Source organism: Pedobacter polaris, assembly GCF_005116505.1.
Lineage (GTDB): Bacteria > Bacteroidota > Bacteroidia > Sphingobacteriales > Sphingobacteriaceae > Pedobacter > Pedobacter polaris.
Genome location: NZ_SWBR01000001.1, coordinates 1369157 through 1382042 on the forward strand (window position 1 = coordinate 1369157; position 12886 = coordinate 1382042).

The window sequence follows — 12886 nt, forward strand, 5'->3', positions numbered from 1 at the left end:
TCTAATGTTTATTTTTTTAGCCAGTTTTTGTAACGCACAAACGCCTGTTGCTAATCACCAGAACAATCTTTCTAAGAGAGTAACATTTGATATTAAAAAACAAAAAGTTAGTACAGTGTTGCAGCAAATTAGCACTGCCGGAAATTTTTATTTTGCATACAATGGTGCATTGTTTAAGCAAGATAGCTTAGTAACGTTAAATGCTAAAAGTTTACCAGTTAGAGATGTGTTAGATCAGATTTTTGATGGAAAAGTAGATTACAAAGAGAACGATAAATATATCATTCTTCGCTATGCGGTAAACCATTTTACAATAGAAGCAGAGAACATTACAACAGCTGAAAATTTATACATGATTAGCGGTTATGTAATTGATACAGAAACTGGAAAAAAGGTAAAACAGGCAAGCGTTTATGAGAAAAAACTACTACAAAGTACCTTAACAGATGACGATGGTTTTTTTAACTTAAAGTTTAAGGGTGAGCATTCAGCTATTATTTTAACAGCAAGTAAAGAGACTTACAGAGATACAGCATTGGTCTTTTTATCTAGTATTGATATCAGGCCACAAGGTTATGATGATCCAGATAAAGAAAAAGGAGCATTTTTTTCTAATGCAATAGAAGATTTAGGGATTGGCAAATTTTTTCTATCTACTAAGCAACGCATTCAGAATATAAATATTCCTAATTTTTTAGCAAATACTCCCTTCCAGGCTTCATTAACGCCTGGGTTGAGTTCTCATGGAATGATGAGTTCTAAAGTAGTAAATAAGGTTTCTTTAAATTTATTAGGTGGTTATACTGCAGGTGTAAATGGTGTAGAAGTTGCTGGCTTATTTAATTTAACCAAAGGCGATGTAAATAAGGTACAGGTAGCAGGTTTATTTAATGTGGTTGGTGGCTCTGTTAATGGAGTGCAAGTTGCAGGTTTAATAAATAACGTTCGGGGTAATACAAGAGGGGTACAACTTGGCTTAGCGAACATGGTTAAGGAAGACGTAAAGGGATTTCAAATCTCTGCTCTAGGTAATGTTGCTTCCAAAAGTATGAAAGGGGTTCAGCTAACTGGTTTGGCAAATATTAGTAGTCGTGAAATGAATGGAATGCAAATAGCAGCCTTAGGAAATATGAGTTCTAGGACACTAAAGGGGATGCAAATAGCAGGGATTTTTAATTACACCAGAAACAACAAAGGGTTTCAACTGGGATTAATTAACGTTGCTGATACCTCAACTGGGATAAGTTTTGGTTTGCTCAATTTTGTAAAAACAGGTTATCATAAAATCAGCTTATCAACTAATGATCTGATTAATGCCAATATTTCCTTAAAAACTGGAAATGCATCACTCTATACTATACTTATGGCCGGAAAAAACTTTTCTGACACTGCAACAATCGAAACTTTTGGTTTAGGCTTTGGGCATGATTTTATTTTTAACAAAACCATCTCAATTGCAACCGAATTAACAGCACAACAATTACATTTAGGCAACTGGGATTACTCAAACATTTTAACCAAGTTTCAGGCAAATCTTCAAATACAATTGTTTAAAGGTTTTAGCATTTTTGGCGGACCAACCTATAATTACTATTTCAGTAATGCTCCAATAGGTTCTAGTGCTACAAATTATAAACAACAAATTGTGCCGAATAAACACCAAACCATAAACGGTTACAAAGGTTGGTTAGGCTTTAATGCCGGTATAACCATAATGTAATTGCTGCTAAAACATCATTGCTTTTTTATTGTTGTAAAAATATAACTGTAAATTAATGAGAAAGTTAAGTGTTTTAGTCTTTTGTTTTTTGCTGTTAAGCTTAATTCTGGTTTCTTGTAAAAGTGGGCCATTTAATTTGTTAAAACCTGCAACACCGCATGAGGCTTATGAGAGGAAATTAGTTAGTGCAGGACTGAATCAAACTGCTATGGGTACCATGTGGATTAACAATGCCCAGCAAAGCTTGCAGAAAGCGCTTTCTATTAAACTACCTTTCCAAGAAAAGGGATATTTCTCTGCAGATAAAATTGAAGCTGTTGCCTTTAAATTTCAATTAACCAGAGGGCAAAAGCTTCAAGTAAATTTAGATAGAAAACCAACTAGCGAATTTATGATTTACCTAGATATTTGGGAACATGAAGGAGTAAATTATAAATTAATTGCATCTGCTGATACGCTTGGCAATAACATCCAATTAGATGTTGATAAAACTGGTACCTACATTTTAAGATTACAGCCCGAGTTGTTAGGTAGCGGATCATATACTTTAGCCATTACAACTGGCCCCTCTTTAGGTTATCCATTAAAATCAGCCAACAAAAACCAAATTCAAAGTTTGTACGGTGTTGGAAGAGATGAAGGTGCAAGACAGCATGAAGGAATTGATATTTTTTCAACCTTCCGTACTCCAGTATTGGCAGTTTCTGCTGGTACTGTAACTCGGGTAAATTCAAATAATTTGGGTGGTAAAGTAGTTTGGTTTCGTCCAGAAGGTAAAAATTACACTTTGTATTATGCCCATTTAGATGAACAAATGGTAACAGATGGACAGGCAGTTTTGCAAGGCGATACGTTAGGCAGAATGGGTAATACAGGGAATGCAAAAACAACACCACCGCATTTGCACTTCGGAATTTATACAAACAATGGGGCAATAGATCCGTTTCCTTTTATCAATCCAGAGATACAAGCACCACCAAAAATCTTAAGTTCAACAACTGCCTTAAATGCTACTATGAGAACTAATGCCAATGCCATTTTAAAGATAAATGACAATCAAGAAGTCTCATTAAAAGCGGGAACTATTTTAAGGGTTATGGCTGCAACTGGAAATGATTATAGAATAGAATTGCCTGATGGAAGTATTGGTTATTTGGGGAGTAATAAACTTTCACCAACTGTAAAGGCGATTGCAAAATATAAAATAAATATAGATGACCAAGCTGTTTTCGATAAGCCAGACACAACAGCTGCAATTAAACTTAACCTTAAAAATGGGGAAATAGTTAGCGTACTGGGAAGTTTTGGAGATTATCAGTTAGTGTTAAATAGCAACAATCAATCGGGTTGGATTAACAAATAAAAATATTTAAAAATACTTTATAAATGAATGAATATTCATTTATATTTGTTGCATGAGAATTAGAGATGAGGATAAGGTTAATCTTGTTAAACAAAAAGCGTTAGAAAGCTTCGTAAAGGATGGTTTTGAAGGCTTTAGCATGAACAAGCTTGCCAAAAATTGCAATATTTCTGTAGCTACGCTGTACATCTATTATAAGGATAAAGATGATTTAATTATCAGCATTGCTAAAGAAGAAGGCGATAAAATGGCTGACGCAATGATTAAAAATTTTGACCCAAAAGCCTCTTTTGAAGATGGAATGCGTATTCAATGGAAGAATAGGTATGAATACGTTATGGAGAACCCACTCGCTTATTTATTTTTCGAACAACTCAGAACTTCAACTTATCAAGTAAAGTTTCTAGAAAACTTTATGAAAAAATTCAAAGTTATCATTAGTGAATTTATGCACAATGTAGTAGGTAGAGGCGAAATTAATATGATGCCATTAGAAGTTTTCTGGTCTGTAGCTTATGCCCCACTTTACTCGTTAATACGTTTTGACAGGGAGGGACAAAGTGTAGGTGGCATGCCCTTTAAAATGACAGATCGGGTTTTATGGCAAACATTCGACTTAGTGATCAAAGCATTAAAAAATTAAAAGCAAATGGAAAATTTAGATCATATCTTATTATTTAAAACAGACATTACAAGCGAGGAATGCAAATCTAAGCTTCAAAATATTTTAGATGGCCATGAGGGTATTGCTAAATGGAATATCGCACTTGATGATCAAGATTGCGTGCTTAGGGTAGAGTCTTTTACTTTAAACCACCAACAAATAATTGAATTGATAAATAATCATGGTCATTTTTGCTGTGAATTAATATAATATAATGAAACAAGAAGTTATACCGTTTACTGGCTATCAAAAACTCGTTATATTCCTTTTAGCAATTACACAATTTACAGTAATATTAGATTTTATGGTAATGTCTCCATTAGGAGATATATTGATGAAATCAATGGCATTGCAGCCTAAAGCATTTGGTTTTGCAGTTTCTGCTTATGCCTTCAGTGCTGGTATTTCTGGATTGCTCACTGCAGGTTTTGCAGATCGTTTTGACCGTAAAAAGTTATTACTGTTCTTTTATATTGGTTTTATTGCCGGAACAATTTTTTGCGGTTTAGCACACACTTATGCAGAACTTGTTGCAGCTCGTATCATTACAGGTTTATTTGGTGGTGTTATAGGCTCTATTTCCATGGCCATTATTACTGATATCTTTAATCTTCAACAGCGAGGCAGAGTAATGGGATTTGTACAAATGGGTTTTGGTGCGAGCCAGGTTTTAGGTGTGCCAATTGGATTAGCCTTAGCTAACAAATGGAATTGGGAAGCACCATTTTTTATGATTGCTGGATTGGCAATCGTAATTGCAATAATTATCATTGTTAAATTGCAGCCTGTTAATCTTCACTTGGCAATCCAAAAAGATAAATCAGTATTTTTACACTTATGGCATACCGTCAGAAAACGTAAACATCGTATTGGTTTCATGGCTACGGCATTGTTATCTATTGGTGGTTTTATGATGATGCCATTTGGTAGCGCTTTCGCCATTAATAACTTAAAAATTTCTAATGAACAGTTGGTATTGTTATTTACCATTTCTGGTTTATGTTCTTTACTGATCATGCCTGCAATTGGCCGTTTAAGTGATCGTGTTAGCAAATTCAAAATATTTGCAATTGCATCTACTTGGATGATGATCATGTGTGTAATCTATACCAATCTTGGCGCAACTCCATTCTGGCTAGTAGTTGTTTTAAATATTTTAATGATGATGGGAATCATGAGCAGAATGGTGCCCTCATCAGCATTAACTAGCGCAGTGCCCGATATGGCAGATAGGGGAGCATTTATGAGTATCAATTCTTCTTTGCAACAAATTGCAGGTGGGGTTGCTGCTGCGGTTTCGGGCTTAATTGTAGTACAAAAAACCCAATTCAGTCCATTAGAAAATTACAATATAGTAGGCTACTTAATTATAGTTATCTCTATCATAAGTATACTTTTAATGTACAGGGTAAGCAAATTAGTAGCTGATAAAACGATTAAAACGGATGTGATTAAAGATGAAGTTTTTATTAGCGAATAATAGGAATTTTATTTCAATAGTGTAAATTTTACACACTTAATTTCGATAACTATTGTTTAAGGAAATTTATTTGGGCAAATTGCAGGTCCAAATTAAAATGTAATGAATAGATATTCGAAAGTAATCTTGCTTGCAGGTTTTATTTTAGCCTCAACAGCTACCTTTGCTCAACAAAAACCAGTTGTTTATGCTGCCAAAAAAGTAACTGTATTTTCTACAGTAAAAGATGCTGGTAAGCCAATGGAGCAGACGGATGTGTTAACTTTTAAAACGTTAAAGCAACCTTTAGAAACCCAAACAATGGTTTTTATAGATCCAAATAAAACTTTCCAAACTTTTATTGGCATAGGTGGCGCTATAACAGATGCTTCTGCTGAAGTTTTTGCAAAATTACCAAAATCGACACAACAAGAATTACTCACCTCATATTACGATAAAACTAAAGGAATTGGGTATACAATTGCACGCACAAACATAAATAGTTGCGATTTTAGTAGTGATATGTATACTTATGTTGCCGACAATGATAAGGCTTTAAAAACCTTTAATATAGCGCACGATCGTAAATTTAAAATTCCTTTAATTAAGCAAGCTACAGCAACTGCTGGAGGTAAAATTAACTTATATGTAAGTCCATGGAGCCCCCCAGCTTGGATGAAAACCAATAATAGCATGTTAAAAGGTGGTAATTTGTTGCCAGACTATTATCAATCATGGGCAAACTATTATGTGAGATTTATCCAGGAATATGAAAAAGCGGGTATGCCTATTTGGGGTTTGACTGTACAAAATGAGCCAATGGCTACCCAGAGATGGGAGTCATGTGTGTATAGTGCTGAACAAGAAAGAGATTTCATTAAAAACTTTTTAGGCCCAACTTTGCAAAAAAATAAAATGGCGACTAAAAAATTAATTGCTTGGGACCATAACCGTGATTTAATTTATCAAAGAGCGAGCACTTTATTAAGTGATCCTGAAGCAGCAAAATACATTTGGGGTATTGGGTTCCACTGGTATGAAACATGGACTGGGAGTACGCAAAATTTTGAAAACCTTAAAAGAGTAAACGAAGCTTTCCCTGATAAGCAATTGGTTTTTACAGAGGGTTGTGTAGAGAAATTTAGCTTTGATAGAATTAACGATTGGGCTTTGGGCGAACGTTACGGCTTATCAATGATCAACGATTTTAATTCAGGAACAACTACTTGGACAGATTGGAATATCCTTTTAGATGAAAATGGTGGCCCTAATCATGTAGGTAATTTTTGCTTTGCACCAATTCATGCCGACACAAGAACTGGTAAATTACTTTATACAAACTCCTTTTATTACATTGGTCATTTTTCTAAATTTATTAAGCCAGGAGCGAAAAGGATTATCAGCTCTCCTAGCCGTAGCATGTTAATTAGCACAGCGTTTAAAAATCCAGACGGTTCTATTGTAGTAGTAGTAATGAACAATACAGATCAGAAATTACCATACCAATTATGGGTGCAAGGTAATGCTGCAGAAACTACAAGCATGCCACATTCTATTAGTACTTTGGTGATAAAGTAACTATTTACTATAAATGGCCGCAGATACGCAGATTTTGTTATTCTTAATCAGTGCATCTGTGGTTTTCTATTCTTTTCTAGCACTCCACTGTGCAGCTAGTTGTACAATGGTTTCTGCTAATGCAGCTAAATTTTCCTTTTTTCCTTTTAGCTCAAACCTATGTTTTATTTCTTTATGCTGCCTAATATTAACTTTTACGATAATCTCATCCCCTTTAACTTCATATCTTCCACTTAGTGCAAAAGCCTCTGGAGAGTTTGTACCTATTACATAAGTAATATTTGCATCGACTCCTCTTGAAGAGATATTGTTTAATGCCTGATTAATCGATTTGCTTAATTCCAAATCATCATCAGCAATTGCCTCATCGTTATTTTGAAAGTTACTTGAGGCGAACAATGCTTTTTCTTGTGGTAAAATAATTTTGGCCATCACTTCTTGATCAACAATACCAATGTTAAAATTAGACATGCTTACTACTTGAGGTTCTTGCCTATTGCCACTTTCTCTAACAATATCACTAACGGTTTTTTCTGCAGCCGTAAACCATTTGCCAACATTAAGAAATTTGTTATCGTCTAAAATAGCTGGCTGTTCTTTCATTGCTTTCAGTAATGCATAGGTTAAAAGGCCCTGTGAGAATCTTCCCATTTCGTAAGCACTTTGGTTGCTAGCAGAGGCTGATAGAATGAATAATCCTGATTTCTCATTGAGCTTTTCAATGGTTTTAATCTGCTGAGATTTGTCATCATTCCTTGCTGCCAAATATTGCTGATTTGCCTGCCCAATTTTTACCAATTCATTAACAGCCTGTCCGCTATTGCAAGCATCGAAGATTAGAATTCGTTTTTGAGCTTTAATATTGGCTGGTTTCATCCATTCACTCAGTTCATCAGTGCTAATACCAACTTGTGCAGCCAAACTAGCTTTAGATGCATCGGCAGTTAAAAAATAGAACTGTTTTTTGGCACCCTCCATTACACCATGGCCAGCAAAAAATACAATAAAAACATCATTGGCCGTTGCTTTCTTGCCTACATCTGCAATGGCATTTTTAATACTTAGCTTTTCTGGAAATTGACCTTCTTTTGAAGTATTAAGGTTGTAAATAAAAACATGTTCTTTTCCATCAGTATTCAAAAGTTTTCTTGCACTATTTCCTAAAGCATTGGCAATGTCATTTGCATCTTTTGCAGCATATTTTAAATCGAGCTCTGTGCCCTTATAATCACTTACCCCAACAACTACGGCATATAAATTTGGTGGTAATGAACTTACAGGAGTTTTAAGGTTGGTTACTTTTGCCCCACGAGATGAAATGTCATTTTTAGCTGTGTAGGCTTTTACTGTTACAAAATTCTCTTTCCCGGCTATGAAGTAACTAGCTAAACTGGTTTTTGGAATTTTTAAACTGTAGCTTAAGCCTATTTTAACAAGTTGATTAGGAAGGTATCTTTTTACTTCAATTTCATTGATATAAAGAACGGTTTCACCCAAACCACCTTTTCGTGGATTAATCTTAAATTCATGCTGATCAGTTTTATTGTCTATTGATTCTACTTCGGGAGTTAAACCACAAATGGCTAGATCAGAAAGTTTAGGTGCATTTATGACTTCAGCTTTGCTTATTCGCTCTGCTAAATTTGGCACCCATAATAAATCCTTTACTTGTTCTAAGCTTATTATTTCTTTGCCACAGGTAAAATATAATAGTTTTCTCGCTGCTTCCGTTCCATCATATCTTCCAGATGGATCAACAATAATTTGGTCATTCTCTTCAACATTTAACAGGCTATAAAGTAATTTAGTGTCTTTGTGTAAATGTAGGAACGTTCTATCGCTGGTTAGTAAATATCCATTTGAAAAGGCAGACGCATATCCCCTTGTAGTTAAGGTTTTAGTAGTTTTTCCTGTGCTTAATTGAATGTAATTTAGATGATTGGCAACGTCTCCAACAATTAAATAACCATCATTACTTATATTAACCATAGTTATCCAGTCTTCACTTTTATGATTGATAATTTGCTTGCGACTAATTAAATCAAAAACTGATAGTCCATAAGAATCGTAAACCCATAAATACTTTCCATCTACACTGCTCTCAATAGTTCTGTCACTCCATTTAGATCCTTTTGATTCGAAAGACATATAAAAAGATTCTCCAGTTTTCAAATCTAGGCATATCAATGAATCTGCCGCCATGCGGGCAATAAGATACTTGTTGTTTTTAGTAACGGTAAAATCATCATAAATAAGTCTATTCCGATAATTCCATAATTGTTGTTTGTTAGAAAGTTGATAAGCCACTAATTCTCTGCCAGTTCTGTCACCACTGGTTAATTGGTAACAAATAATGAGTGTTTGGTGATCTTGAGAAAAATTAGAGTTGGTAATTATTTTACCTTCAGGAGTTTTTATGCTAAGAACCAAATTGTCATCAAGATCAAAAACATTTAAAGCTTTTGCTGTGTCATTAAAAACAGAAAAGTATTGGGCATCATTACTGATAATGTATTTGTTAGGATTTCCTCTGAAATAAAGATCTTTAACAATTTTTTGAATATTTAAATCTAAAATTAGTGTACGAGTTTCAGAAGCACTTGAGCCATAATTTTGATTAACAATCAAGTATTTATTATCACTGGAGAATCTAATTTGATCGCTTTTGCATTTAATAGAGGCAATTTTTTTTGCTGTTTTTGTTTCCCACACGAAAATGTAATCGCCACTTTGCTGTGCAATGAAATCTCCATTAGTACTCATTAAGCTTTTATTTATAGTTGCGTTCTTTCCTGTAAATGTTCTAATGAAAGAACCATCTTTTGCATTCCATAAAATGGCAGTATTATCAAACGAAGAGGTTAATATAGATTTATTATCCTTACTAAAAACTAGCTCATTGATCCATTTCTTATGCCCTTTTAAGCTATATAGTTTTTCAAAAGTTTTGGTATCCCAAGCAGTGGCACTACTATCTTCATCGGTGGTAATGAACATTGATCCATCTTCATTGAAAATTAAATCTCTAATGTTAAAGCCAAGATTTAATGTTTTTTTTAACGCATAAGTTTCATTGTCAATTATCGCCACATAATTGTCTCTCGGAAAAAACATCAGCAACTTATGGTCTGGACTAAACTTCATTTTGTAAGAGATATGGTTCTTACTGTCGTTATATTTAGGCCTATTAAAAACTTGAACAATTTCATTTTTATTCAAGTCTAAAATCTTCGAGGTAGAATCGTGCTCTAAAACAAATAAATTTTTACTTGCTCCTGCCAAAGCTGCATTATACTGGTTAATGTGTTTATGAGTCTTCGCATCCCAGAACATCATTTTATAGCCTGTATCATCTGCCAATATAGTTGCTGTAAAAATTAACTTATCGCTATTCACAAAAAATCCAATGCTTCCAGGTAAACTGCCTATTTTTTTCTTAGTTTTTACTTGAATAATGTCAACACTATCTAAACCAGAACTTAGCAACATTAGACTCTCATCGTCGCTAAATCGAACTGTAATGCCAGGTAAAGAATCGATAACTTCTCCAGAATTTAAATCCCAAAATTTTATCTTGCCAATCGAATCATTTTTAAGCTCCGTAGTGATAAGTGTTTTGCCGTTATTGATAAAACCCTCATAACTATTTCCTTTTAAATTATAGATTAATCTTCCGGTTTCAGTTTCCCAAAATTTAATTTCATTATCAGCGACAGTAACCATGTATTTTCCGTCTTTACTGAAATCTACATCACTCACGCTTAAAACATGGCCAGTAGGAGCCATCAATTTAGGCTGCTGAGCTTTTGAATAAAAAGGTGAAAGGCTAAAGAAAAGTGCGATGAGCACTATTAGTCTAAGTTTACATACTTTAAAAAAAGAGAATTGGTAAATAAGCATAACCGGAAAAACTTCGTACAAGTTAATATCAAAATTGGGCTAAACCAATACCTAATAAGTGGTATATTATTATAGAAGAGGAAAAATATTTTACAATCAAAAACCATTAAAAAAACCTATTGGATAATATTTTAGAGATTTTTTTTTAATTATTCTTTTAATATTTCTGATACCGATTAATCTTTATTAAATTTTTGTTGTCATACGAATGTAATTGCCATAAGACATGAAAAAAATCAACAGTTTTTACATCTGCATTCTTGCATTTAGCTGCGCACTAGCTTTTTCTTCATTTGTAAGAAATTCTCAAGAAAAAGGACAGTTTGTTTTACCTTATAAACAAGCAGGATTAACAGAACAACAAGCAGCTGCCCATTTAATTAGCCGCTTTACATACGGTGCTAAATCTGGAGACATTGACAATGTTTTAAAAACAGGATTAGAAAAATGGTTAGCACAACAATTGGAAGGGAATTTAGAGGATACAGATTTAGATTCGAAACTAAGTAATTTCGATGCAATTAACCTAACTAATACCCAAGTAGAAAATCTTTACCCTCGCAATGCACAACTGGTAAGGTTTGCAATTAAAGATGGCGCAATTCATAAAGATTCGGTAAACAAAGCTAATGGCAAGGAATATCGGTCAGCTATTGCATCTTACATGAAAGAGAAAGGTTACAGACCTCAACAAGATTTGTATCGTCAATTCATCAATCAGAAAATATTAAGAGCAGCATATACAAATAATCAGTTAAAAGAATTAATGACAGATTTTTGGTTTAACCATTTCAATGTCTCATTGAGTAAAAATCAATGTGCAGCTTACATCCCAGCTTATGAAAGAGATGTGATCCGTCCGAATGTATTTGGCAGGTTCGAAACATTGGTTTTAAGCACTGCTAAATCTCCAGCAATGCTAATGTATTTAGATAATTTTAGTAGTTCTGGCAATAATGTCTCGATGGAAGAGCCAGGTAGTGAAATGGTTATGGGTACTATGCAGCCAGCAAAAACTCGTAATAAGAAAGCGCAAATTGCAATGCAAAAGGTGCAGGCAAATAAGCAGAAAAAAGGCAAGCAAGGATTAAATGAGAATTATGCCCGTGAGGTAATGGAATTGCATACACTAGGTGTTGATGGGGGTTATACGCAAAGCGATGTAACACAAGCAGCTCGTATTTTAACAGGATGGACAATAGCACCAATGGGCGATAATGGCTACGGAGCTCCTATGAAAAAGCTGATGGAAAGAGTTGGAGACAATAACCTGAGCAAACGTGGTTTTGTACATGAAGGAGATTTTCTTTTCGTGCCCAATAGACACGACAATGCCGCGAAAACTGTTTTAGGTAAAAAATTCCCAGCTGGAGGAGGTTATGAAGAAGGTGTTGAATTGTTAAAAATGCTAGCACACCACAACTCGGCTGCTAAATTTATTTCAAAGAAAATTGCGGTTCGTTTTGTAAGTGATAACCCACCTCAAAGCTTAATAGATAAAATGGCTAAAACTTTCCTAAGTACAGACGGGGATATTAAAAAGGTTTTAATTACTATGGCAACTGCTCCAGAATTTTGGTCGACTGATGCTTTAAGAGAAAAAACAAAATCTCCATTTGAGCTGGCAATAAGCTCAGTTAGAGCTTTAGATGCCAAGATAAATCAACCTTACCAATTGTATGCTTGGATTAATAAAATGGGACAACAAATGTACTATTATCAAGCACCTACTGGTTTCCCAGATAAGGGGCAATATTGGATTAATACTGGTTCTTTGTTAAGTAGAATGAATTTTGGATTGGCATTGGCCTCACAAAGAATTCCAGGCATTACTTTTAATTTGGCGGCAATGAATAATAACCATGAGCCAGAAAGTGCAGAAGCAGCATTAAACATTTATAGCAAGTTGTTTATGCCAGAGCGAAAATTAGAGGCCACAATTGCCAGACTAAAACCCATGCTTAATGATCCTAATCTAGAAAGTAATGTAGCAAAAGCAGCCGAGCAAAGTACACCTACAATGCAAATGAATACCATGGCTAATGAAGATGCCAACATTATGGATGATGGGGCAGAGAAAATTAAAAAAGGAAAAAAAGCAATAGCTAACGGAACTCCAGGACAAAAAGCAGGAACAAACACCATGCTTTCGCAAGTAGTAGGAGTAATTATAGGTTCACCAGAATTTCAACGTAAATAGAT

General features: G+C 34.4%; 8 protein-coding genes. 7 read left to right on the forward strand and 1 reads right to left on the reverse strand.

What is annotated here, in order from left to right; all coding sequences use genetic code 11:
• Window positions 1-4 precede the first annotated feature (4 nt).
• From FA048_RS06130 to FA048_RS06155, 6 genes are all read left to right on the forward strand, one after another.
• A complete protein-coding gene (locus FA048_RS06130) occupies window positions 5-1720 on the forward strand; it encodes an STN and carboxypeptidase regulatory-like domain-containing protein (RefSeq protein WP_225872482.1) in 1716 nt (571 codons plus the stop codon).
• A gap of 55 nt (window positions 1721-1775) precedes the next feature.
• Complete coding sequence (locus tag FA048_RS06135; protein WP_136839306.1) at window positions 1776-3083, forward strand: M23 family metallopeptidase; 1308 nt, start codon at window positions 1776-1778, stop codon at window positions 3081-3083.
• A gap of 52 nt (window positions 3084-3135) precedes the next feature.
• Window positions 3136-3726, forward strand: a complete 591-nt coding sequence (locus FA048_RS06140) for a TetR/AcrR family transcriptional regulator (RefSeq protein WP_136839307.1) — start codon at window positions 3136-3138, stop codon at window positions 3724-3726.
• A 6-nt stretch (window positions 3727-3732) separates the two neighbouring features.
• Window positions 3733-3957, forward strand: a complete 225-nt coding sequence (locus tag FA048_RS06145) for a hypothetical protein (RefSeq protein ID WP_136839308.1) — start codon at window positions 3733-3735, stop codon at window positions 3955-3957.
• Window positions 3958-3961: 4 nt separating this feature from the next.
• Window positions 3962-5227, forward strand: coding sequence for an MFS transporter (locus FA048_RS06150; RefSeq protein WP_136839309.1), 1266 nt, complete (start codon window positions 3962-3964; stop codon window positions 5225-5227).
• Window positions 5228-5329: 102 nt separating this feature from the next.
• Window positions 5330-6784 (forward strand): glycoside hydrolase family 30 protein, encoded by a 1455-nt coding sequence (locus tag FA048_RS06155; protein WP_136839310.1) that lies wholly within the window; start codon window positions 5330-5332, stop codon window positions 6782-6784.
• Window positions 6785-6850: 66 nt separating this feature from the next.
• Here the strand turns inward: FA048_RS06155 and FA048_RS06160 are convergent, their stop codons facing one another.
• Complete coding sequence (locus FA048_RS06160; protein ID WP_169306817.1) at window positions 6851-10570, reverse strand: caspase family protein; 3720 nt, start codon at window positions 10568-10570, stop codon at window positions 6851-6853.
• A 340-nt stretch (window positions 10571-10910) separates the two neighbouring features.
• Here FA048_RS06160 and FA048_RS06165 point away from each other — a divergent pair, with 340 nt between their 5' ends.
• Window positions 10911-12884: a DUF1800 domain-containing protein gene (locus FA048_RS06165; protein ID WP_136839312.1), complete on the forward strand. Its 1974-nt coding sequence runs from the start codon at window positions 10911-10913 to the stop codon at window positions 12882-12884.
• The last annotated feature ends 2 nt before the right edge of the window (window positions 12885-12886 follow it).

Coding starts and splice junctions, on each gene's coding strand:
- FA048_RS06130 (WP_225872482.1), top strand. CDS start 5: ATGTTTATTTTTTTAGCCAGTTTTTGTAACGCACAAACGCCTGTTGCT.
- FA048_RS06135 (WP_136839306.1), top strand. CDS start 1,776: ATGAGAAAGTTAAGTGTTTTAGTCTTTTGTTTTTTGCTGTTAAGCTTA.
- FA048_RS06140 (WP_136839307.1), top strand. CDS start 3,136: ATGAGAATTAGAGATGAGGATAAGGTTAATCTTGTTAAACAAAAAGCG.
- FA048_RS06145 (WP_136839308.1), top strand. CDS start 3,733: ATGGAAAATTTAGATCATATCTTATTATTTAAAACAGACATTACAAGC.
- FA048_RS06150 (WP_136839309.1), top strand. CDS start 3,962: ATGAAACAAGAAGTTATACCGTTTACTGGCTATCAAAAACTCGTTATA.
- FA048_RS06155 (WP_136839310.1), top strand. CDS start 5,330: ATGAATAGATATTCGAAAGTAATCTTGCTTGCAGGTTTTATTTTAGCC.
- FA048_RS06160 (WP_169306817.1), bottom strand. CDS start 10,570: ATGGCTCCTACTGGCCATGTTTTAAGCGTGAGTGATGTAGATTTCAGT.
- FA048_RS06165 (WP_136839312.1), top strand. CDS start 10,911: ATGAAAAAAATCAACAGTTTTTACATCTGCATTCTTGCATTTAGCTGC.